Source organism: Kitasatospora sp. NPDC028055, assembly GCF_040637885.1.
In the GTDB taxonomy this organism is placed as follows: domain Bacteria; phylum Actinomycetota; class Actinomycetes; order Streptomycetales; family Streptomycetaceae; genus Kitasatospora.
On sequence record NZ_JBEZXE010000002.1, the window covers coordinates 372,631 to 394,253 of the forward strand.

The 21,623-nt window shown below is 74.2% G+C and carries 17 protein-coding genes, 3 tRNA genes and 1 pseudogene; 8 read left to right on the top strand and 13 right to left on the bottom strand.

Features of this window, described 5'->3' with window-relative positions; all coding sequences use genetic code 11:
* Nucleotides 1–45 precede the first annotated feature (45 nt).
* Nucleotides 46–1,150 (bottom strand): annotated as a pseudogene (locus AB0F71_RS05575) (tyrosine-type recombinase/integrase); the annotation flags it as partial.
* Nucleotides 1,151–1,577: 427 nt separating this feature from the next.
* Nucleotides 1,578–1,651: transfer RNA gene (locus tag AB0F71_RS05580), tRNA-Ile, on the bottom strand.
* A gap of 190 nt (nt 1,652–1,841) precedes the next feature.
* Between AB0F71_RS05580 and AB0F71_RS05585 the strand changes: the two genes are divergently transcribed.
* Both AB0F71_RS05585 and AB0F71_RS05590 read left to right on the top strand, forming a co-directional pair.
* Complete coding sequence (locus tag AB0F71_RS05585) at nt 1,842–2,690, top strand: hypothetical protein (RefSeq protein WP_360228606.1); 849 nt, start codon at nt 1,842–1,844, stop codon at nt 2,688–2,690.
* Nucleotides 2,691–2,840: 150 nt separating this feature from the next.
* Nucleotides 2,841–3,590, top strand: coding sequence for a trypsin-like serine protease (locus AB0F71_RS05590; protein ID WP_360228609.1), 750 nt, complete (start codon nt 2,841–2,843; stop codon nt 3,588–3,590).
* Between the two features lie 175 nt (nt 3,591–3,765).
* On the opposite strand, the gene AB0F71_RS05595 is transcribed toward AB0F71_RS05590, so the two are convergent.
* Nucleotides 3,766–3,838, bottom strand: a tRNA-Asn gene (locus AB0F71_RS05595).
* Between the two features lie 62 nt (nt 3,839–3,900).
* Nucleotides 3,901–3,973 (bottom strand) — tRNA-Asn (locus AB0F71_RS05600).
* A gap of 241 nt (nt 3,974–4,214) precedes the next feature.
* On the opposite strand from AB0F71_RS05600, the gene AB0F71_RS05605 reads away from it, so the two are divergent.
* The 4 genes from AB0F71_RS05605 to AB0F71_RS05620 all read left to right on the top strand — a co-directional run bounded on the left by AB0F71_RS05605 (nt 4,215) and on the right by AB0F71_RS05620 (nt 9,236).
* Nucleotides 4,215–4,508, top strand: coding sequence for a hypothetical protein (locus AB0F71_RS05605; RefSeq protein ID WP_360228612.1), 294 nt, complete (start codon nt 4,215–4,217; stop codon nt 4,506–4,508).
* A 131-nt stretch (nt 4,509–4,639) separates the two neighbouring features.
* Nucleotides 4,640–6,085: an FGGY family carbohydrate kinase gene (locus AB0F71_RS05610; protein WP_360228615.1), complete on the top strand. Its 1,446-nt coding sequence runs from the start codon at nt 4,640–4,642 to the stop codon at nt 6,083–6,085.
* A 133-nt stretch (nt 6,086–6,218) separates the two neighbouring features.
* The gene (locus AB0F71_RS05615; RefSeq protein WP_360228618.1) at nt 6,219–7,622 is read left to right on the top strand and encodes a glutamate decarboxylase; all 1,404 of its coding nucleotides are present in this window, start codon (nt 6,219–6,221) and stop codon (nt 7,620–7,622) included.
* Between the two features lie 411 nt (nt 7,623–8,033).
* Nucleotides 8,034–9,236 carry a DUF2690 domain-containing protein gene (locus AB0F71_RS05620; RefSeq protein ID WP_360228621.1) on the top strand — a complete coding sequence of 401 codons (1,203 nt, stop codon included), beginning with the start codon at nt 8,034–8,036 and terminating at the stop codon, nt 9,234–9,236.
* Here AB0F71_RS05620 and AB0F71_RS05625 read toward each other — a convergent pair.
* From AB0F71_RS05625 to AB0F71_RS05645, 5 genes are all read right to left on the bottom strand, one after another.
* Nucleotides 9,224–10,501, bottom strand: coding sequence for an RNA polymerase sigma factor (locus AB0F71_RS05625; RefSeq protein ID WP_360228624.1), 1,278 nt, complete (start codon nt 10,499–10,501; stop codon nt 9,224–9,226). The genes AB0F71_RS05620 and AB0F71_RS05625 overlap by 13 nt on opposite strands.
* A gap of 145 nt (nt 10,502–10,646) precedes the next feature.
* On the bottom strand, nt 10,647–12,557 hold the full coding sequence (dnaG, locus tag AB0F71_RS05630; protein WP_360228627.1) for a DNA primase: 1,911 nt from the start codon (nt 12,555–12,557) through the stop codon (nt 10,647–10,649).
* 90 nt (nt 12,558–12,647) lie between these two features.
* On the bottom strand, nt 12,648–13,958 hold the full coding sequence (locus AB0F71_RS05635) for a deoxyguanosinetriphosphate triphosphohydrolase (RefSeq protein ID WP_360228630.1): 1,311 nt from the start codon (nt 13,956–13,958) through the stop codon (nt 12,648–12,650).
* 186 nt (nt 13,959–14,144) lie between these two features.
* Complete coding sequence (locus tag AB0F71_RS05640; RefSeq protein WP_360228633.1) at nt 14,145–15,164, bottom strand: SGNH/GDSL hydrolase family protein; 1,020 nt, start codon at nt 15,162–15,164, stop codon at nt 14,145–14,147.
* Between the two features lie 172 nt (nt 15,165–15,336).
* Complete coding sequence (locus AB0F71_RS05645) at nt 15,337–16,281, bottom strand: PAC2 family protein (RefSeq protein WP_360228636.1); 945 nt, start codon at nt 16,279–16,281, stop codon at nt 15,337–15,339.
* Nucleotides 16,282–16,966: 685 nt separating this feature from the next.
* Here AB0F71_RS05645 and AB0F71_RS05650 point away from each other — a divergent pair.
* The gene (locus AB0F71_RS05650) at nt 16,967–17,701 is read left to right on the top strand and encodes a GNAT family protein (RefSeq protein ID WP_360228639.1); all 735 of its coding nucleotides are present in this window, start codon (nt 16,967–16,969) and stop codon (nt 17,699–17,701) included.
* On the opposite strand, the gene AB0F71_RS05655 is transcribed toward AB0F71_RS05650, so the two are convergent.
* Complete coding sequence (locus AB0F71_RS05655) at nt 17,691–18,956, bottom strand: ADP-ribosylglycohydrolase family protein (protein ID WP_360228642.1); 1,266 nt, start codon at nt 18,954–18,956, stop codon at nt 17,691–17,693. The two genes, AB0F71_RS05650 and AB0F71_RS05655, sit on opposite strands and share 11 nt — an antisense overlap.
* A 108-nt stretch (nt 18,957–19,064) precedes the next feature.
* On the opposite strand from AB0F71_RS05655, the gene AB0F71_RS05660 reads away from it, so the two are divergent.
* Complete coding sequence (locus AB0F71_RS05660; protein WP_360228645.1) at nt 19,065–20,060, top strand: hypothetical protein; 996 nt, start codon at nt 19,065–19,067, stop codon at nt 20,058–20,060.
* Between the two features lie 13 nt (nt 20,061–20,073).
* Here the strand turns inward: AB0F71_RS05660 and AB0F71_RS05665 are convergent, their stop codons facing one another.
* The 3 genes from AB0F71_RS05665 to AB0F71_RS05675 all read right to left on the bottom strand — a co-directional run bounded on the left by AB0F71_RS05665 (nt 20,074) and on the right by AB0F71_RS05675 (nt 21,455).
* Entirely contained in the window at nt 20,074–20,385 is a 312-nt protein-coding gene (locus AB0F71_RS05665) for a transcriptional regulator (protein WP_360228648.1), read from the bottom strand.
* Complete coding sequence (locus AB0F71_RS05670; protein ID WP_360228651.1) at nt 20,385–20,861, bottom strand: hypothetical protein; 477 nt, start codon at nt 20,859–20,861, stop codon at nt 20,385–20,387. The genes AB0F71_RS05665 and AB0F71_RS05670 overlap by 1 nt, the downstream gene beginning before the upstream one ends.
* An 81-nt stretch (nt 20,862–20,942) precedes the next feature.
* On the bottom strand, nt 20,943–21,455 hold the full coding sequence (locus AB0F71_RS05675; RefSeq protein ID WP_360228654.1) for a ribonuclease: 513 nt from the start codon (nt 21,453–21,455) through the stop codon (nt 20,943–20,945).
* Nucleotides 21,456–21,623: the final 168 nt, after the last annotated feature.

Consider the following 21,623-nt stretch of genomic DNA (forward strand, 5'->3'; position numbering starts at 1 on the left):
CAGGAGGGCGTCTTCAGTGCTTTCACGGCAGTAGTGACGGCAACGTCAACGGACGGGTGCTGCACAAGGTGGCGGGTCGTCGCCGTCGTCGGGCCGGGTCGCGCGGTCGCGGAGGGCGTTGCCGAGGAGGTCGATGGCGTCGTGCTGGAGGCGGAGGCGGACGTGGGCGTACACCGTCGCGGTCACCCCGATGCGGGCATGACCCAACAGTTCCTTGATGACGACGAGTTCGACGCCCTGTTCCAGGAGGAGGGTCGCCGCCGAGTGCCGGAGGTCGTGGAAGCGGATGCGGCGGAGCCTGGCCCGGCGGAGCAGGGCGCTGAAGTGCCGGGTGAGCGTGGCCCCTTCGATGGGGGCTCCGTTGGGCCGGGTGAAGACGTAGCCGCTGTCCTTCCAGCCGGTGCCGGCCGCTTCGCGTTCCTGGCGCTGCTGGTCACGGTGCTGCACAAGGGAGCGCAGGCACGGTGTGGGCAAGGCGATCCGCAGCTCCGAGCTCTGGGTCTTGGTGGGCGGAGCGGTCAGGCCACCGGAGTTGGTGCGCTGGAGGTGCGGCAGATGCTCCCGCTGCCGCTGGCCAGCTCGAGGTCTTCCCATGGCAAGCCCAGGAGTTCGCCCTTGCGCAGTCCGGCGCGTTCGAACAGCGCGTGCAGCCGGTGTCCGTGGGCGGCGGCCAGGAACTGGCGGGCCTCGTCGGCGGTGAGGGGTTCGAAGCGGCGGGGTGGGGGTGTTCCCATGCGCACGTTGCGCGCGACGTTGCGCGGGATCTTTTCCTCCCGGACGGCGCGCTCCAGCGCGGACTTGAGCACGGAGTGGATGTAGTGGATGTAGGCGAGGGTCGGCGGAGAGAGCTGCTTGCCGCAGCACGTGCCAGCCGCGCAGCATCGGGGCCGGTCGTGGGCCGCGTCGAGGCCACAGGCGCAGCATTGGCGGGTGGTGCGGAGAGCTGGTTGAGCCAGGCGCGCACATCCTTGGCGGTGAGCTTGGCGAGCTTCCTCTTTCCCAAGCCGGGGATGAGGTAGCGGTTCGTGCAGGCGGTGCACCGGGTGTGGGTGTTCTCGCGGAGCTGGTGGACGGCGACATTCTCCAGCCAGTACCTCAGGTACGCACCGAGGCTGCCCTGGGCAGACACCACGGGGACGCCTCGGTTGCTGGTCCGGCAGGGCGTACAGGGAGGAAGTTGTCGACGGCGGTGCCCACGCCCCCGTTGGTTCCGGCGGCGGCGTTGCAGACGCCGTCGGCGGAGGCGAATGGGAATGTGAACGGCTTGACGAGGCCGCCGCCGATGACGGTGTCGTGCTCGCGACCCGAGGCACTGCCCGCCCGGGTCGTCCCGCCGACCGGCGCAGGGGCCGGGGGACTGTGTCGATCAGCCCGCGGGACGAGGCCGCTCGGCCCGCAAACGCGCAGCTCAGCGCGGCCGAACGTCAGTGTCACGTTCCCATAACGTTCCCATGCGGGTGAACTTGGGCGTGTAATCACCGTCACCCGGCGGCCTCTCGCCTACAGTTCTCGCAGACGATTTCGGCATTTCCGCAGGTCAGCGACCCTCATCGCCGGACTGTGCATCAGACCATCGGTGGGGCGGGTGGGACTCGAACCCACGACCAAGGGATTATGAGTCCCCTGCTCTAACCGGCTGAGCTACCGCCCCGGTTCGCCGCGCGCGCCGGTCGTCGGCCACGGCAGCAGCAGACGGCCCCGCGAGGCCGTCCCGGGCAGCATAGCCGGTCGATCACCCGTGGTGCGCGCCGGGGGCGCAGCTGGGTGCGGGAGGGCGCGGGCCGGTCCCGGCGGCGGGCTCCGGGTGGCGGTGGAGGGCCCGGACAGGGCAGCCTGGGCTGATGACGATGCGTGGGACGGGAGCGGCGGCCGGGGTGCTGGTGCTGGCCTTCGCGCTGGCGGGGTGCACCACCGCGGCGCGGCCCGGCACCGTCGCCCCGACGGTCACCTCGGCACCGCCGAGCGCCGCCGCGAACGCCCACGGCTGGAACAAGCAGCGCTTCAAGGGGGCGACCGGCAAGCACACCGGGGTCACCCGTACCGCCAAGCCCACCGTGCTCAACGGCCTGGTCGGCGCGGTGTTCACGCGCAACGCGGACGGCGACCACTTCTGCACCGCCAGCGTGGTCGACAGCGCCGGACTCAACCTGATCGTCACCGCCGCCCACTGCGTCTGGGACCCGAAGATCGGCCAGCGCAGCGACCTGGTCTTCGTCCCCGGCTACCGCAACGGCGACACCCCGAGCGGGGTCTGGCCGCTGCTGGCGGTCAGCGTGGACGACGGCTGGAAGGACCACGCCGACCCGGACATGGACGTCGCCTTCGCCGTCGTCCAGGCGCAGAACGGGCAGCAGGTGCAGCAGGTGCTCGGCGCCAACAAACTGGGCGTCAACCGCGGCTACCAGCTCCCGGTGCGGGTGACCGGCTATCCGGGCAGCAGCGACGTCCCGATCACCTGCTCCAACACCACCGCCGAACAGAGCGCCACCCAGCTGCGGATCGACTGCCCCGACTACACCGGCGGCACCAGCGGCAGCCCCTGGGTCACCGACTTCGACCCGTCCACCAGGACCGGCACCGTGGTCGGCGTGATCGGCGGCTACCAGGAGGGCGGGAACAGCCCGGACACCTCGTACAGCAGCTACTTCGGCGACCGGGTCCAGGCGCTCTACGACCGGGCCACCGGCTGACCGGGCCGGACCCGCGCCGGACGCAAGCCGGACCCGGGCCGATTCGAACACCCGGCAGTGGCGCCGCCGGGCACGGACTGGTAGATCTTCCTCTCGAACGGCGGAACGCACGGCCCGGATGCCCGCCCCGAGGAACGAGACGGAGCCCTGATGGCCCCCCGCCCGGTGCCGCCCGCGCGCGCGGCCGGAGCGACCGCGCTGGCCGCCCTGCTGCTGACCGCCGGCACCGCGTGCGGCAGCGGGTCGGACAAGGCGCCGAACGCCGAGGTCGCCCAGCAGAGCGCGGCCCGCGACCGGATCGGCACGCTGTCCGTCCACAGCGCCCAGGGCCCCCGGTCCTGCACGGCGAGCGTGGTGCGCAGCCCCGCGCGCAACCTGCTGGTCACCGCCGCGCACTGCGTGCAGAACCAGCGGGTCGGCCTGCTGGACGGCCTGGTGTTCACCCCCGGCTACCGCAACGGGTACTCCCCGTACGGGAGTTGGCAGGTGCAGTCGATCACCGTCGATCCCCGCTGGGCCTCCGACGACGATCCGGACTACGACGTGGCCTTCGTCACCGTCCGCCCGGCCGACGGCCGGGAGGTCGAGGACGCGGTCGGCGGCAACCCGCTCGGCACCGGCCGGGGCGTCGGACTGGCGGTCTCGGTGACCGGCTACCCGAACGAGAGCGACGAACCGATCACCTGCGCGGTCCGGACCAGCTCGCAGAGCGCCACCCAGGAGCGCTTCGACTGCGGCGGCTACACCGACGGCACCAGCGGCAGCCCGTGGGTGACCGGCGACGGCGCGGTGGTCGGCGTGATCGGCGGCCTCGAGGAGGGCGGGGACACCCCGGGCACCTCGTACAGCGTGGCCTTCGACCAGCGGGTCGCCGACCTGTACCGGAGGGCGACCACCTGACCCCCGCCTTACTCGCCCCGCCCCCGCCCGCGCCCTCGGCGCCGGGGCGGGCCAGGGGCGGGCCGGGGCCGGGGCGGCCGGGTGACGCACGCGACACCGGGCCGGACAACACGAAGGCCCCCCGGTCGTCCGAGGGGCCTTCGCTCTGAGCAGTCACCGGGCGAACCCGGCGCAGCTCCCCCAATTGGACTCGAACCAATAACCTGCCGATTAACAGTCGGCTGCTCTGCCAATTGAGCTATGGGGGATCGCTGTGCTGAACTTCCTTACCTGCCACGGGAGTCGGGCTCCTAGGAGCACTCGTCCCGAGCTCCCCCAATTGGACTCGAACCAATAACCTGCCGATTAACAGTCGGCTGCTCTGCCAATTGAGCTATGGGGGATCGGCTTCCGCTTCGGCTCCCGTGACCCGGGCTCCTCGGCGCTCGCTGCGGGACATACATTAGCGCACTCGGGGGGGTGGTCCGCCAATCGTTTCCCCGGCCGCCCCGGACCACCGGCCCGGCGTGCCCCGCGCGCGCCGCCGACGGCTCCCGGGGATGCTGGGGGCGCGGACGGTTCGCCGTCCCGGGCAACGGGTAGGGCAATGCGGCAGAAGGCCGCCAGGAGAGGGTGGGTCCGATCATGTGGAAGCTGTCGTTGGCCGCGGGTTTCGCGGCCGGCTACGTCCTCGGCTCGCGGGCCGGGCGCCGGCGCTACGAACAGATCACCGAGGTCACCCGGCGGATCGCGCGGAACCCCACCGTGCAGGGGGCCGCCGACCGGGCGCGCCAGCAGGCCGGCGCGGTGGCCGGGAAGGCGGCCGGTGCCGTCGCGGACCGGGTCGGGGACAAGCTGCCGAACGCCGTCACCGACCGGGTGCCGTACTTCACCCGCGCCCGGTCGGAGGACGACGGCTGGGGCACCGTCCGCCCGTGACCGGGCGGTAGCCCGCGTTCCCGACGGGGCGGTGATCCCACGGCAAAGGCGATCCCAACGCCCGGTCCCGAACCGGCAACGGCTCACCCGGCCCGGACGCGTACCGGGCCGGGCTGAGGCATGATCTCGACATGGCCATCGTCGCGGGGATAGACAGCTCGACCAGCCGCACCCGGATCGTCGCGTGCGACGCCGACACCGGCACCGTCCTGCGCTCCGGCAAGGCGCCCCACCCCGTCCCCGAGGACCAGGACCTGCGCCCCGGCGAGGCCGACCCGCAGGTCTGGCTGCACTCCCTCGGCGACGCCGCGGCCGGCGGCCTGCTGGAGGGCGTCCGGGCGATCGGCGTCAGCGCCCAGCAGCACGGCATGATCGGCCTGGACGCGGGCGGGGTGCAGGTGCGGCCCGCGATCCTGTGGAACGACCCGCGCTCCAGCGGCGCCGCCGCCAAGCTGCTGGACGCCCTCGGCGGCCCGGCCGCGTGGACCGCCGCGATCGGCGCCGTCCCCGGCCCCACGTACACCATCGCCAAGCTGCGCTGGCTGGCCGAGTTCGAACCGGCCAACGCCCGCCGGGTCGCCGAGGTGCTGCTGCCGCACGACTGGCTGGTCTGGCAGCTGCTCGGCCACCCCAAGCGCCGCACCACCGACCGCGGCGACGCCTCCGGCACCGGCTACTGGTCCCCGATCACCGGCGAGTACCGGCAGGACCTGGTCGAGCTGGCGCTCGGCCACGAACTCCGGCTGCCCGAGGTGCTCGGCCCCGCCGAACCCGCCGGGCACACCCCCGAGGGCCTGCTGATCTCGGCCGGCACCGGCGACAACATGGCCGCCGCCCTCGGCCTGGGCCTCGGCCCGGGCGACGCGGTGGTCTCGCTCGGCAGCGCCGGAACGATCTTCGCGGTGCACGAGGAGGCCGTGGTGGACGCCACCGGCCTGGTCTCCTCCTTCGCCGACGCGAGCGGCCGCCACCTGCCGATGGTCGCCACCCTCAACGCCGCCCAGGTGCTGCGCTCCACCGCCGCCATGCTCGGCCGGGACCTGGAGGGGCTGAGCGACCTCGCCCTGCACTCCTCCCCCGGCGCCTACGGGCTGGTGCTGCTGCCCTACCTGGACGGCGAGCGCACCCCCGCGCTGCCGCACGCCGCCGGCACCCTGACCGGCCTGCGGGCCGAGGCGATGACCCCCCAGCACCTGGCCCGTGCCGCCGTCGAGGGCATGCTGTGCAACACCGCCGACGCGCTGGACGTGCTGCGCGCCCAGGGGGTCGGGATCAAGCGGGTGTTCCTGCTCGGCGCGGCCGGCCGGCTGCCCGCCGTCCGGCACATCGCCCCGATGCTGTTCGGCGTCCCGGTCGTGGTGCCCCCGCCGGGCGCGCACGCCGCCCGCGGCGCCGCCCGGCAGGCCGCCTGGGCGCTGGCCGCCACCCCCGAGCCGCCGGAGTGGGCGCTGCCGGACGCCGAGACGGTCGAGCCCGAGGGCGAACAGGACCTGGCGATCGGGTCGGCGGTGCGCCGGCAGTACCGCGCCGCCCGGGACCAGATCCACCCGGAGGCCGCCGCCGGCCCGTCCGCCTGAACGCTGCCGCCGGGGGCGATCCCGATCGGCCGGAGTCCGCAGTGCCGGAGTCCGCAGTGAAGATGCGTCACCCGGCGCCCGGTGGGAGCGTGGGTCGGGACACGGCCACCGAGGCGAAGGGCGACAGGCACCCATGGCCCTGCACAAGGGAACCGGCGACGAACGCCGGCTGAGCGTCAGTCCGTTCCTCGGCATCACCGACCCGCTGGGCGCGATGGAACTCGCCCCGCCGGTGCACCGGCTCGGCGAGGGGGCGGTCGCGGCCGACACCGCGTACCAGCTGGTCCACGACGAGCTGATGCTGGACGGCAGCGCCAAGCTCAACCTGGCGACCTTCGTCACCACCTCGATGGAGGTGCAGGCCACCCGGCTGATGACCGAGTGCCTGGACAAGAACATGATCGACAAGGACGAGTACCCGCAGACCGCCGAACTGGAACGGCGCTGCGTGGCCATCCTCGCCGACCTCTGGCACGCCCCCGACCCGGACGCCGCGGTCGGCTGCTCCACCACCGGCTCCAGCGAGGCCTGCATGCTGGCCGGCATGGCGCTCAAGCGCCGCTGGATGCGCCGCAACCCCGAGCGCTACGCGGCCGGGGCCCGGCCCAACCTCGTGATGGGCGTCAACGTCCAGGTGTGCTGGGAGAAGTTCTGCAACTTCTGGGAGATCGAGGCCCGCACCGCGCCGATGGAGGGCGAGCGCTTCCACCTCGGCCCCGAGCAGGCCGTCGCGCTGTGCGACGAGAACACCATCGGCGTGGTCGGCGTCCTCGGCTCGACCTTCGACGGCTCGTACGAGCCGATCGCGGAGATCTGCGCGGCGCTGGACGAGCTCCAGGAGCGCACCGGCCTGGACGTCCCGGTGCACGTGGACGGCGCCTCCGGCGGCATGGTGGCCCCCTTCCTCGACCCGGAGCTGGTCTGGGACTTCCGGCTCCCCCGGGTGCAGTCGATCAACACCTCCGGCCACAAGTACGGCCTGGTCTACCCCGGCGTCGGCTGGGCGCTGTGGCGGGACCAGGAGGCCCTGCCCGAGGAACTGGTCTTCCGGGTCAACTACCTGGGCGGCGAGATGCCGACCTTCGCGCTCAACTTCTCCCGGCCCGGCGCGCAGGTCGTGGCGCAGTACTACGTCTTCCTACGGCTCGGCCGGGCCGGTTTCCGGGCGGTCCAGGGCGCCTGCCGGGAGGTCGCCGGCTACCTGGCCGGGGAGATCGGCAAGCTCGACTGCTTCCGGCTGCTGACCCGCGGCGACCAGGTCCCGGTGTTCGCCTTCACCACCACCGAGGACGTCTCCTTCGACGTCTTCGACGTCTCACGGCGGCTGCGCGAGCGCGGCTGGCAGGTCCCCGCGTACACCTTCCCGGCGAACCGGCAGGACCTGTCGGTGCTCCGGGTGGTCTGTCGCAACGGCTTCTCCCGGGACCTCGCCGACCTGCTGCTGGCCGACCTCAACCGGCTGCTGCCGGAGCTGCGCCGCCAGCCCGTCCCGCTGCAGGAGCTGGGCGTGCCGGTCCGCGAGGGCTTCCACCACTAAGGGCCGGGCTCGGCGCCCCGGGAAACGCCGCGGTGGGAGGGCGCAGGGAAAGCGCCCTCCCACCGGGTGGTCCCGGTCGGTCGGGGCAGCCTCCCCCCGTGAGGCTGCCACGACCGGTGGGGGATCCGGGACTCCGTATCGGGCCGACCACGGCCGACCGGCCGGGGCCCGAACGAAACGGCCGGGCGGTCGAACGCACCGGCAGGGAGAACTCTGCACGACGAACACATGACTGTTCGAGGGTTCCCGGGGGTTGTGAGACACTTCCGTCCGTCTCAACGCCATGACCTGGAGTTTGGGACACCGGGCCGCTGAGGTTGGAGAACGAGGAGACGCCGAACGGCCGGACCGGGCGCGCACCTCCCGCCCCGTCCCACCGTCGTCACGTCCCGCGACTCATGGAGGACCGCGTTGGCTTCCGCCTGGAAGGACCTGCCCGAGGAGCTGTCCGAGCCCGCTCGCCTACTGGCCGAGGAGCTCCGGAAGCTCAAGGACACCGCCGGACTGTCACTGTCCGAGCTCGCCACCCGGACCCACTACAGCCGGGCCTCCTGGGAGCGCTGGCTGAACGGCAAGCGGGTGGTCACCGAACAGGCGCTGGAGGCGCTGATCGGGGCGGTCGACTGCGACGCGGTGGTGCTGCGCCGGCTCCGGCAGCGGGCGGCCGAACCCGTGGCCCAGGAGACGGTGGCCTCGGAGCCCGTGGACCGGGGCGCGGAGCCTACGGACCGGGGCGCGGAGCCTACGGACCGGAGTGCGGAGCCGACGCCGACCGCCGGGCCCACCGACGACCCGACCGCCGGACCGGCCGACGAAGCCGCCGACGAGCCCGCCGCCGAGCTCACCGGCGAGCCCACCGCCGAACCCGCCGTCGCCTGGTGGCGCCGTCCGGCGGCCCTGGTCGCCGGTGCGGCCGTGCTGGCGCTGCTGCTGGTGCTGGCCGGGCTGCACCTCAGCCGGCACGACGACCAGGCCTCGGCCGCCGACGGGCCGGCCCCGAGCACCTCGGCCACCGGCAGGCCCGCCCCGACCACCGCGGGCGCCCCCGACTGCCGGGCCCTCGGCTGCGCCCACAAGGACCCCAAGACCACCGGCTGCGGCAAGGACGCCCGCACCCTGCAGACCACGGTCATCGGCAAGGTCGTCGTCTACCTCCGCTACAGCCAGACCTGCCAGGCCGCCTGGGCGGCGATCACCGAGGGCGAGCCCAAGGACTACGCGGTGATCACCGACAGCACCGGGGACAGCGAGACCGCGATGATCCACTGGGGCTACGACAACTACTCGCAGATGCTGAACGCGGCCAACCCCTCGGTCGGCTTCCAGGTCTGCGGCTTCCAGCCCGCCGGGCACGACTGCACCGGGACCGTCACCGACCTGGCCACGGTGGTGGCCTCCACCCCGATCCCGATCGGCCCCGCCTCGCCGCCTCCGGGCGCCAAATCCGCGGCGGCCACGCCGAGCGACTCGGCCTCCGCTTCGGCACCGGCACCGGCTTCGGCCCCGGCATCGGCATCGGCATCGGCCGAACCGGCGCAGGGCGCGACCCAGGCACCGCCGGCCGAGCAGGTCTCGCCGAGCCCGTCCACCGCCCCGCCCGGTCAGTCGAGGTAGCCGCGCAGCTGCTCGGCGTAGGCGTGGTCGCGGAGCTTGACCAGCGTCTTGGACTCGATCTGCCGGATCCGCTCCCGCGTCACGCCGAACACCGCGCCGATCTCCTCCAGCGTGCGCGGGCGGCCGTCGTCCAGGCCGTAGCGGAGCTGGACGACCTGGCGCTCCCGTTCGCCCAGGGTCGCCAGCACGGCGTCCAGGTGCTGGCGCAGCAGCAGGAAGGTCGCCGACTCGGCGGGTGAGGCAGCGTCGGCGTCCTCGATCAGGTCGCCGAGCGCGACGTCGTCCTCCTCCCCGACCGGAGTGTGCAGCGAGATCGGCTCCTGGGCCAGCCGGAGCAGCTCGCGGACCCGCGCCTCGGTGAGCTCCAGGGCGGTACCGATGTCGGCCGGGCTCGGCTCCACTCCGCGCTCCTGCAGCAGCGCGCGCTGCACCCGGACCACCCGGTTGATCAGCTCCACCACGTGCACCGGCACCCTGATCGTCCGGGCCTGGTCGGCCAGCGCCCGGCTCATCGCCTGCCGGATCCACCAGGTCGCGTACGTCGAGAACTTGTAGCCGCGGACGTAGTCGAACTTCTCCACCGCCCGGATCAGGCCCAGATTGCCCTCCTGGACCAGATCCAGCAGGGTCAGCCCGCGGCCGACGTAGCGCTTGGCGACGGACACCACCAGGCGCAGGTTGGCCTCGATCAGGCGGCGCTTGGCGATCCGGCCGAGGACCACCAGGGAGTCCAGCTCGCCGGCCAGCGGGTCGGGCGGCGGCGGGTCCCCGTTGAGCCGCTCCTCGGCGAACAGTCCGGCCTCGATCCGACGGGCCAGTTCGACCTCCTCGGCGGCGGTGAGGAGCCGGATCCGGCCGATCTCGCGCAGGTACTGGCGCAGCAGGTCGCCGACCGGGCCGCCGCCCTCGGAGCGCTCGGCCGGGCCCTCGTCGTCGAGGTCCGGCTCGGCCTCGGCGTCGGTGTCAGCCTCGGCCTCGGCCTCGGCGTCGGCCTCCGGCTCCGGCTCCGGGCTGTCGGGGTGGCCCTCCGGCAGCTCCTGGGCGGGGACCCGCTGGTCCGGGGGCGCGGCCCCGGCCCGGCCGTGGTCCGTCTCAAGCTCCCCGGTCGGCGGCCCGGTGGGCTCGGCGCGTCCGGTGGGATCGGCCCGTCCGGTGGGATCGGCCCGTCCGGTGGGATCGGCCCGTCCGGTGGGCTCGGCCCGTCCGGTCGGCTCGGCTCGTCTGGTGGCGGTGGTCGCTGCGGCATGGCCTGGGTCCACGGGCATCCCTCGGGGCGGGCGCGACTCTGGCGGACCCGCGCTGTACGGAGGTGGGACGCCCTCCAGTGTGGGGTACGCCACGCTCCGTGGCCGAGACTCGTGCGCCGACTTTCTGCACGGGACTTCCCGCGCGCCTCCGCAGCAGGAACCGCTACAGCGCCGCGGCGCCCCGGCTCTTGAGCTGGTCGCCGTACTGCTGGAGCTGCCACAGCTCGGTCTGCACCGCGTGCAGCTGCTCGGCGTCCGCCCGGTGGCCCAGCCGCTGGAGGTAGCCGCGGACCTCGGCGATCCGCCGCTCGACGGCCAGCAGGCGCAGCTTGACCAGGAACTCCCCCGCGTAGATCGCGTCCGCCTTGCGCAGCGAGCGCACCGGTTCGACGGTCAGCTCGGTCACCAGCGAGCGCACCTGGTCGTCCGGGGAGGCCTCGCGCACCGCGCCGGTGAAGTCGGGCGCGGCCGCCCCGTACGCGGTGCCGCCGGCCTTGGCGATGGCCTGCCGGACGGCGGTGTACGGCGGGGTCGGGAACTCGTCGTCGCCGTACTGGTCGAAGGCCGGGCTGACCAGGTCCGGGTGCTGGAGCGCCAGCTTGAGCAGCTCCCGCTCGACGAACTGGGCCGGGTCCCGCGGGTTGAGCCGGAACGCGGGCGGGCGCGGCGCCGCGACCGGCTGCTCGGTGCGCCGCTGCTGGCCGTTGGCGCGCGGGTTCTGCTGCTTCTCCCGCTCCCAGCGGGCCAGTTGGGAGATCCGGCGGACCACGAACTGCTCGTCGCCCGGGTTCACTCCGAGCATGCCGGCCAGCCGGATCGCGTAGCCGTGCCGGATCGACGGGTCCTTGATCTTCGCGACGATCAGGGCCGCCTCCTCCATCGCGGCGGCCTGCCCCTCGGGGGTCTCGACCCGGTGCTTGGCGACCGCCGTGTTCAGCGCGAACTCGAACAGCGGGACGGGGTGGTCGATCAGCTGCCGGACCGCCTCGTCGCCCTGGGCCAGTCGCAGCTCGCAGGGGTCCATGCCGCCCGGGGTGACCGCGATGGAGGTCTTGGCGGCGAACTTCTGGTCGTCCTCGAAGGCGCGCAGCGCGGCCTTCTGGCCGGCCGCGTCGCCGTCGAAGGTGAAGACCGTCTCGCCGCGGTACTGGGAGGTGTCCATCAGCAGCCGGCGGATGATCTTGATGTGGTCCTCGGCGAACGCCGTGCCGCAGGTCGCCACCGCCGAGGTGACCCCGGCCAGGTGGCAGGCCATCACGTCGGTGTAGCCCTCGACCACCACCGCGCGGCCCGACTTGGCGATCTCCTTCTTCGCCAGGTCGATGCCGTACAGCACGTGGGACTTCTTGTAGATCGGCGTCTCGGGGGTGTTCAGGTACTTGGGACCGTTGTCGTCCTCACGCAGCCGGCGGGCGCCGAACCCGACCACCTCGCCCGCGATGTCCCGGATCGGCCACACCAGCCGGCCCCGGAAGCGGTCGATCAGACCGCCGCGCTGCCCCTGCGAGGCCAGGCCGCCCTGGAGGATCTCCTTGTCGCTGAATCCCTTGCCGCGCAGATAGCGGACCAGGTGCTCCCACCCGGCCGGGGCGTAGCCCACCCCGAAGGTCTTCGCGGCCTCCTCGTCGAAGCCGCGCTCGGCCAGGAAGCGGCGGCCGATCTCCGCCTCCGCCGAGGCCAGCTGCTCCTGGTACCAGGCGGCGGCCACCTTGTGCGCCTCGACCAGCCGGGTGCGCTCGCCCTGCTGGTGGCGGGGGCTGTAGCCGCCCTCCTCGTAGCGCAGCGTGATGCCGGCCTGGGCGGCCATCCGCTCGACGGCCTCGGCGAAGGTGAAGTGCTCGATCTTCATCAGGAAGGCGATGGTGTCGCCGTTCTCCTGGCAGCCGAAGCAGTGGAAGACGCCCTTGGCGGGGTTCACGTAGAAGGAGGCGGACTTCTCGTCGTGGAAGGGGCAGACGCCCTTGTACTCGCCGCCGCCACCGTTGGTCAGCTGTACGTAGTCGCCCACCACGGCGTCGATCGGCAGTGCGCTGCGCACCGCCTGTACGTCTTCGTCCCTGATCCGCCCGGCCACCCCGGAAGTCTACTGGGGCGGCCGGGGTTTCGAACCGGGGTTACGGCCCGGGTTCCGGCCGGGCCGCGCCGGGTGCGCGTGCGGTGGGCGTCAGGTCCAGGAGGCGCCGACCAGCCTGCCGTGCAGGGCCAGGGCCGAGGCGTCCGTGAGGGTGGCGATCTGGTCGATCACGGTGCGCAGGGCGGCGCCGTCGTCCTCCGCCTCGTGGTACATCGCGGTGAAGACCGGGTCCAGCCCCTCGGGGGCGCGCTGGTTCAGTACGTACGCCAGCTCGGCGATCACGATCCGCTGGCGGGCCCGCAGCTGGGCCTGCTCGTCGCGCATCATCACGTAGAGGACGGCGACGGCCTTGAGCACCGCGACCTCCAGCCGGACCTCCCGCGGCACCACCAGCTCGGCGGCGTAGCGGGTCAGCCGGCCGGGGCCGTAGCGGGCGCGGGTGGCCTGCTCGGCGGCCAGGCAGAAGCGGCCGATCAGTTGGCTGGTGAGGTCCTTGAGCCCGGCCCGGGCGCGGGCGGTGCCGTCGTAGCCCTGCGGCCAGAAGTCCTGGGCCAGCAGCCGGTCCAGGGCGGCGGAGAGCTCCTCCGGCTCGGCGTCCGGGGCGTAGCGCTCGGCGACCTTGAACAGGTCGGCGCGCTCGCCGGGGGCGCGCAGCGCGGCCGGGTCGATGTGGCCTGCCTGGAGGCCGTCCTCGACGTCGTGGGTGGAGTAGGCGACGTCGTCGGACCAGTCCATGACGGTGGCCTCGAAGCACTTGCGCCCGGCCGGGGAGCCAGCCCGTAGCCAGCGGAAGACCGGCAGGTCGTCGGCGTAGACGCCGTACTTGGGCGAGGCCGGGTCGGTCGGGTGGGCGCCCTTGGTCCACGGGTACTTGGTGGCGGCGTCCAGGGCGGCCCGGCTCAGGTTGAGGCCCACGCTGCGGCCGGGCCAGGGGGCGAGCCGGGAGGCCGGCTGGTCCTCCGGCGGCGCGAAGCGCTTGGGTTCGAGCCGGGTCAGGATGCGCAGCGACTGGGCGTTGCCCTCGAAGCCGCCGCAGGCCTCGGCGGCCTGGTCGAGGGCCTCCTCGCCGGTGTGGCCGAAGGGCGGGTGGCCGATGTCGTGGGCCAGGCAGCCGGTCTCCACCAGGTCCGGGTCGCAGCCGAGGGCCGCGCCCAGTTCCCGGCCGACCTGGGCGCATTCGAGCGAGTGGGTGAGCCGGGTGCGCGGGAAGTCGCGGAGCATCGGGGCGACCACCTGGGTGGTGCCGGCCAGCCGGCGCAGTGCGGCCGAGTGCAGCACCCGGGCGCGGTCGCGCTGGAAGGCGGTGCGGCCGGGTCGCTTGTCCGGTTCGGGGACCCAGCGGGCCTCGGCGGCGTGGTCGTACGGGAGCGGGGCGGCGAGGCGGTGCGTGGTGTCATCCATATGCCACTCACGGTACGCCGCGCCCCCGACACGCGGGGTGTGCCGCGCGCGAAGGGGTGCGGACCGGCGCGTGAACCGGGGGAGGCGCGCCGGTGTCCGCCCCGGCGGATCGGCCGGGCCCGAACGGTCCGGTCACGGGGCCCGACCGCGGCGCCCGGCGCGGGCGGACTCAGCCCCCGGTTGCACTCAGCCCCGGACGGCCTTGAGCAGCGCGGCGGCCACCCCCTCCTCCCCCTTGGCGTTGGGGTGGACCGGGGTGAGGCCGTGGGCCGGGAACGGCGGCTCGATCCAGCGGGCGTCCTCCCCCGCGCACATGTCGTGCCCGGCCGAGGGCCCGGCGGTGTCCACGAACACCGCCCCGGCGGCCTCCGCGCGCTGCTTGAGCATGCCGTTGAGCTGCTGCTCCTTCTCGGTGAGGAAGCCGAGGTCGGCCGCCGCGACGGTGGTGCCCAGGGTCGCCCGGCAGCCCGCCGGGTCGGCCGGGAGCAGGGTCGGGTAGCCGACCACGTACACCCGGGCCCGCGGGGAGCGGCGCCCGATCTCCCGGAGGATCTCGCCGAGCTTCTCGCCCGCCGCGTCGACCCGGGCCCGCACCTCGTCGGTGCCGCCGGAGGCGTAGTGCTCCCGGCAGGGCGCGGCCGCGCGGTCCTCGCCGACCAGGTCCTTGACCGCGTCCGCCAGGGTGGCCTTGGCGCACTCGGTGACGACCTCCATGAAACCGGCGTCGTTGCCGCCGATGCCCACGGTGACCAGCCGGGTGTCCGGGGTCAGCGCGTCCAGCTGGGCCGGGTTGGGGCCGTCGGCGGTCCGCTGCGGGCTCCGGAGGTCCCCGGTGCGGGCGCCGCTGCAGCTGACGTCCCGGAACTGCCCGGGCGCCACCCCGAGCGCCTTCGCCAGCAGGGAGGGGTAGTTGGCCCCGGAGCGGGCGCAGCCGACCGGGTCGCCGGTCTGCGGGGCGATCCGGGGCCCGGCGGTGTACGAGTCGCCGAGCGCCACGTACGGGGCGGTGGGCGGCGGGGTGGGGGTCGGGGTCGGCGTCGGGGTCTGGGTCGCCCCGGCCGGGGCGCGGCCGGGCAGGGCGCCCGCGAAGCCCCGGTCGGAGCCGTCCGGTCCGTCCGACCCGCCGCTGCACCCGGCCAGGGCGGCCAGCAGCAGGGCGGCCGAGAGGGCCGTCGCGACGGTCGTCGGGCGGGTGGTCCTGGGCATGGCGTCCCCCCTGGGGGTGCGGGTCACGGGCGGTTCCGTATGCGGCGGCCGGTCCCCCCGGGCACCGCACCGCTCAACGTACGGGCGGCGCCGATGACTCCCGCCACGGCGGACCCGCCGCGCCGGACCGCTGTGCCGGACCCGCAGCGCCGTGGGCGTTACGCCGGTCCCGCTACTCCGCGCCGCGCTCGTGCTCGGCGAGGAACTGCTCGAAGCGCCGCCCCAGCTCGTCCGCGGACGGCAGGTCGACCGGCTCGGCCAGCAGGCTCTCCCGGCCCTCGGCGCCCGCGACCGCGTCGTACTGACCCTCCATGCCTCGGATGGCGGAGCGCAACTCGCCGTCGCCCTGGGCCAGCTGCTCCTCGATGTCGGCGTACACCTCGCCCGTCCGCTCGCGCAGCCGGGTGCCGGGCAGCACCAGGCCGGTGGCGGACTGCACCGCCTCCAGGATCAGCACGGCGGCCGCCGGGTAGGCCGAACGGGCCACGTAGTGCGGGACGTGCACGGCGAAGCCCAGCACGTCGTGCCCGGCCTCGGCCAGGCGGTACTCCAGCAGGGCCTGGGCGCTGCCCGGGACCTGCGCCTGCTCGAACCACTGCGGGTACCCCGGCGCGAGGTCGAGCCGGTTGCCGTGCGGCGTCAGGCCGACCGGGCGGGTGTGCGGCACGCCCATCGGGATGCCGTGGAAGTCCAGGCTGAGCCGGACCTCGAAGCGCTCGACCAGCTCGCGGACGGCGCGCGCGAAGCGCTCCCACTCGACGTCCGGCTCGGGGCCGGTGAGCAGCAGGAACGGGGCGCCGGCGGCGTCGCGGACCAGCTGGAGCAGGATCTCCGGCGGGTCGTAGGAGGACCAGTGGTCGTGGTCGAAGACCATCGCGGGGCGGCGGGCCCGGTAGTCGACCAGGCGGTCGTGGTCGAAGCGGGCGACCACCTGGGGGGAGCCCGTCTCCAGCAGGTGGGCCACCACCTGGGCGCCCGCCTCGCCGGCGTCCATGAACCCCTCGAAGTGCTGGAGCAGCACCAGGCCGGCGCCGGTGTCGCGCAGCTCCGCGTTGGCCTCGGCCACGGCGGCCACGCCCCGCTCATCCAGCTCGTACAGCGCCTGGAAGTCTCGCACCGCGCACCCTTCCCCGTTCTCTGCTCGTCCTGCTCCGACCGGCTCTCGTCCTTTCCAGCGTGCCGGGGCGCGCGGGAATTCCCGTTCCGACCGACCGCTCTCGCGGACGGCCCGCCCCGCGACCCGCCCGGCAACACGCTCGGGGCCGTCGCCGAGCGCTCCGGACCATGATCGCATCCGGGGGGAAAGCCCCTGTTCACGGGTGTTCAACAGCCCCGTCCGGGGCGCGCGGTGGCGGCCCGCGCCGACATTCGGGTGCCGCGAAGTGACGCACCGCGTTCTGGCGGGTATCGTCCTCTCGCTGCCTCGCATCGTCGCGTCGTCGTCACGTCGTCCGTAACGCCGTCGATCACGACCCGGATCGCTGCTCGGGCAGACACCCACGACGCATCTTGCCTTCACCTGGCCGCCTGCTTCCCTTCGCGCACTCGTTCCCTCTTCGGCCATTTCGCGGACGCACACTGTCCCCTCGCTCTTCCCGCCGGACCGGTCCGAGGATCCGTGTCCGTTCCGGCACCCTCGCCGCCCGTTCCGGGCCGCCGCTCCGCCCCATCCCACCGGAATCCTCCGGCGCACACGGGTACCCGGAGCCGGAAACCGGGCCGGGGCGACCCCCCGTCCACCGCAGTCAGTGCCGCACCCCGGCGCCGGTTGCGCCCTACGACCGATGAAGGACCAAGGTTCCGTGCCAGCACCTGTCTTCCTCACCGGCCGCACCGTTCGGTTGGAGCCCCTCGCCGCCCACCACGCCGAGGCCATCGCCGCGGCCGGCGCCGAGGACCGTACGACCTACGCCTTCACCCCCGTCCCGCACGGCCTGGAAGCGGCCCGCGACTACATCGCGCGCGCCCTCGCCGACCAGGCCGCGGGCCGGTCGCTGCCGTTCGCGACGGTGAACGTCGCCGACGGCCGGGTGGTCGGCTCCACCCGGTTCCTGGAACTCGACTACTGGCAGGGGCCCATGGTGTGGCCGCCGGTGCCCGGCGTGCCGTTCGGCGATCCGGCCACGGCCGTCCCGGACGCCGCCGAGATCGGCAACACCTGGCTCTCCCCGCGCGCCCAGGGCACCGGCATCAACACCGAGGCCAAGCTGCTCATGCTCCGGTACGCCTTCGAGACCTGGGGCGTGCAGCGGATCTCGCTGCGCGCGGACGCCCGCAACCTGCGCTCCCGGGCCGCCATCGAGCGGCTCGGCGCGACCTCCGAGGGCGTCCGCCGGGCGCACTCGCGCGGGCTGGACGGAGTGGTGCGCTCGACCGCGTTCTACTCGATCCTGGACACCGAGTGGCCGGCCGTGCGGGACATCATCGAGCTGCGGATCGCCGCCGCCACCTCGCCGAGCGCCCCGGATCCGGCGATCAACCAGGAGTGTCTTAGACAGGGCGGCAGCGGCGCCGGGCAGCTGATGATCACGGCCTGAAGGGGAGCCGTTCGCCGGTAGCGGCGGTCTTCAGGATCCAGCTGAGGACTGCCGCACCGTGGGGCTCCTCGGGCCGCACCGGCCATCGGTCGTGGCTCGTCTCGGCGACCGCCGAGACCGGCCGCCAGCCGTTGCGGACCGGCGTGACCACCACCTCCCAGACCGGGTGGCCGTCGTTCGGGCGACAGATCCTGACCGAGCCCTCGTGGGTGTGGACCGCCCAGCGGCCGTCCAGGGCGTCCGTGTGCCTCCCGGTCCGGATGCGCTGCCACTGCTCGTCGGTCCATTCCACCTCGGGGACCGGGTGCGGGCGCGGGACCAGGATCTCCGCGCGGCCCCGGCCGCCGGTGACCGCCCCGGGTTCCGGGAACGCCCAGCCGGGCAGCGGTTCCCGGGCGGCCATCCAGGCGGCCGGGATGCCGCGGGTGCCGGTGTGGGCGGCCACCACTCCCCCGGTGATCGCGGCGACGGTGTCCATGTCGCCGCCGGCCGCGATCGCCGCCCGGACCGCGGCCGGGTAGTCGGTCAGATGGTGGGCGGCGCACCAGAGGGCGTACGGAACGGTGTCGGCGGCCGAGGTCCGGCTGCCGTTGCCGAGCACACTCGCCGCGAGCAGGCGGTCCGGCTCGGCGAGCAGGCCGACCGCCTCGTTCAGGCCGTCGCGAACGACGCCCAGCGGGGTGCGGAAGGCCACCTCGCGCAGGAAGGTCTCCGGCGTCGTGCCCCCGGTCCGGGCTCGGACCGCCAGGGCCGCCGCCACCGCCACGGCGATCGCGCCGTCCACGGCCTGCGGGTGGGTGTGGGTGATCACGGCGGTGCGCGCGGCCAGCTGGATGACGGCCGCGAGGTCGCCCGCGTGAGCCGCCCCCAGCGGGGCGACCCGCATCGCGGCGCCGTTGCCGTACGAGCCCTGGCCGTCGAAGAGTTCGGCGGCCAGGGCCCTGGCGTCGCCGCCCTCGCGGATCAGCCGGAGCAGCCGGTTGGCGGCCGGGCCGTAGCCGCGGTCGAAGTCGTGGCGGCGGGCGAAGGCGTGGGTGAGGTCGAAGGTGTCGATCGCGCCGCGTTCGCGCTGGGCGGCGTACACCGAGCAGGCCATCTCGGTGTCGTCGGTCCACGGCCAGGGGCCGGGCGGTTCGGTCCGGGAGGCGAAGTGGGCCCGGGCGGTTTCCGGGACGAAGTACTGGGCGCCGAGGGCGTCACCGACGGAGAGGCCGTTGAGCGCGTCGAGCGCGGGGCCGTTGGGTTCGGTCATCATGTGCCCCCAGCACAACGGATCGGCCTCCGATTCGTCAACATCGTTACGGGAAAGCCCCTGACGAGGGATGTTTCGCATACCTCCGATCCGGGTGGGCACCACCGGGGTATGACCCGCGCGCATCCGCTCGACGCCGTCGCCCTGCTCGGCGCCGACCAGCAGCACATCGCCACCCGGGCGCAGCTGCGCCGGCTCGGCGTGCCCTCCGGTACGATCGCCCACCGGCTGCGGCCGGGCGGGCCCTGGCAGCAGGTGCTGCCACGCGTGATCTGCCTGCAGAACGGGAGGTTGACGGCCCATCAGCGGCTACGGGCGGCCCTGGCGTACGCGAGCCCGAAGGGGCGGCAGCCGCAGCCCGGCGAGGTGCTGCTGACCGGGTTCGCGGTGCTGGCGGACGCCGGGCTGCCGAGCGCCGGGCACCCGGCCGACCTGACCGAGGTCGATGTCCTGATCCCCGGCCAACGCCGGGTCAGGGAAAAGGAGTTCGTCCGGATCCACCGCTCGTCCGGGGTGCTGCCGGGCGGCTTCGAGCGGGACGACGGACTGTGGAGCGCCCCGGTCGCACGGGCGCTGGCGGACCTGGCGCCGAGGGAGACCGGGCAGCGCCGGTTCCGGGCGCTGTGCGCCGAGGCGGTGCAGCGGCGGCACTGCGAACTCGGCGAGCTGCTGGACCAGCTGCTCACCAGGCCGGGGGCGCTGGCGCTGCCGCAGGTGGCCCGGGTGGTGGAGGACCTCACCGCCGGGGTGCGGTCCGTGGTGGAGGGCGAGGCCCGCGAACTGCTCGCCCACGCGGGCCTGCCGGAGCCGCTGTGGAATCCGGTGCTGTTCCTGGACGGCCGTTTCCTGGCCGTGCCGGACGCCTACTGGCCGCACGCCTGCGTGGCGTTGGAGATCGACTCCCGGGCCTACCACCTGCGCCCGGCCGACCACGAACGCGGACTGGCCCGCGCCAACCGGCTGGCCGGCGCCGGACTGCCGGTGGTGCGCACCACCCCGGTCCAGCTCCGCCGTGACCCGGCACCGGTGCTGCACGAGCTGACCGCCCTGGTCACCACCGGCCCGCACGGCCCGCACGGCCGGATCAGCTGGCGGCGGGCCCGGTGAACTCGGCTTCCTTTCAGGCGTGTTGGGCGCCGGCCGCCTCGGCGGCGGCGACCAGCCGCTGGAGCTCGGCGAGGTGGGCGGCGAGGGCGGTGCGGCCGGCCGAGGTGGCGGCGAGCCAGGTGCGCGGCCGCTTGCCGACGTAGCCCTTCTTCACCGTGAGGTAGCCGGCCTCCTCCAGGGCGGTGGCGGCCTTGCTGAGGACGGAGTCGGAGACCTCGCAGTGGTCCCGGACGGCGCCGAACTCGGCCTCGCGGCAGGCGCCGAGGAAGGCGAGCACGGTCAGCCGGGTGGCGTGCTGGAGCAGCGGATCGAGGGCGGCGGGCATCAGCCGGTCTCCTGGGAGCGCCTGACCCGGCGGTTGAGCCGGTCGGTGCCCGCCCAGAAGGTCAGGCCCGCCGCGAGCCCGGCGGCCCCGCCGATCCAGCGCGGGCCGCCGCCGGCCTGCCAGGCGAGCAGCATCCCGGCCGCCGATGCGGCGCAGACCGCGAGGACCGCGAGGGCGACCGGGCCGCCGATGCCGTCCGGCACGCCCCGGCGGACGATGCCGTCGCTGCGCACGGCGACCCGGGCGAGGCCACCGGTCAGGGCGGCGAAGCCGCCCACGAACGCGCCGATCAGGGCGAACTGCCGGGTTTCGACGGCCTGGCCGATCCCCAGGCCGTAGGCGGCGAACGCGAAGGCGAAGGCCGGCCCGTACCAGCGGGGCACCACGCCCGGCCGCCGGGCGGCCGCGTCGGCACGGTCGGCCAGGCGCAGCGCCTCGGCGGCGGACAGCGGCGGGGTGGGAACGGAGTCACTCATGCTTCCCCCTCGGAAAGTGACGGTGGCTCCACTGTGCCACCATCTTTCCGAGTTGGAAAGTACTTTCCACGAACTCGTCGCTCAGCAGCGCGGGTCGATCTCCTGGAAGGTCGCGTAGTGGTCGGCGGACCAGTACTGCTCGCCGGCGCCGCCGGTGACGACCCGCCGGGTGCCGCGGTCGTTGGAGCCCGGGGTGACCACGGTGAACTCGTGGTAGTAGCCGTTGCCCTTCTTCGGCAGCCGGCTCTCGCGGTTCTCGAAGACGATGCCGTCCCGGTTGTACGGGTAGGGGCCGCCCTTGGCGATCAGGCCCAGGGTGTCCTGGGCCTGGCTGGGGAGCTTGGTGCGGCAGACGTCCGCCAGCGCCGGATCGGCGGGCACCCAGGTGCCGGCCGCGGAGGGGGTGCCGCCGGCCGGCGGGGACGGCTTGGGCGCCGAGGGCTTGGGCGCCGAGGCACCCGCGGTGGTGGTGGCGCTCGCGGCGGCCTTGGGGTGGCTGCTGCCGCCCTTGCCGGCGAGCAGGTAGCCGACTCCGGCGAGCACGGCCAGGATCAGGACGGCCACGACGACGAGCGGGCTCTTGCTTCTGGTCATGCGGTCCAGCTTGGCAGGCGGCGGCGTCCGGGCCGCCGTGTCACACACATGACGGGCGCCACACGAACGTACGGCCGGGCGGGAACGGACGCCGTTGTCCGTTCCCGCCCGGCCGTGTCACGTACGCCGGTTCTCCTGCGCCGAGCTCCGGTGTACGCCCTCCCGACG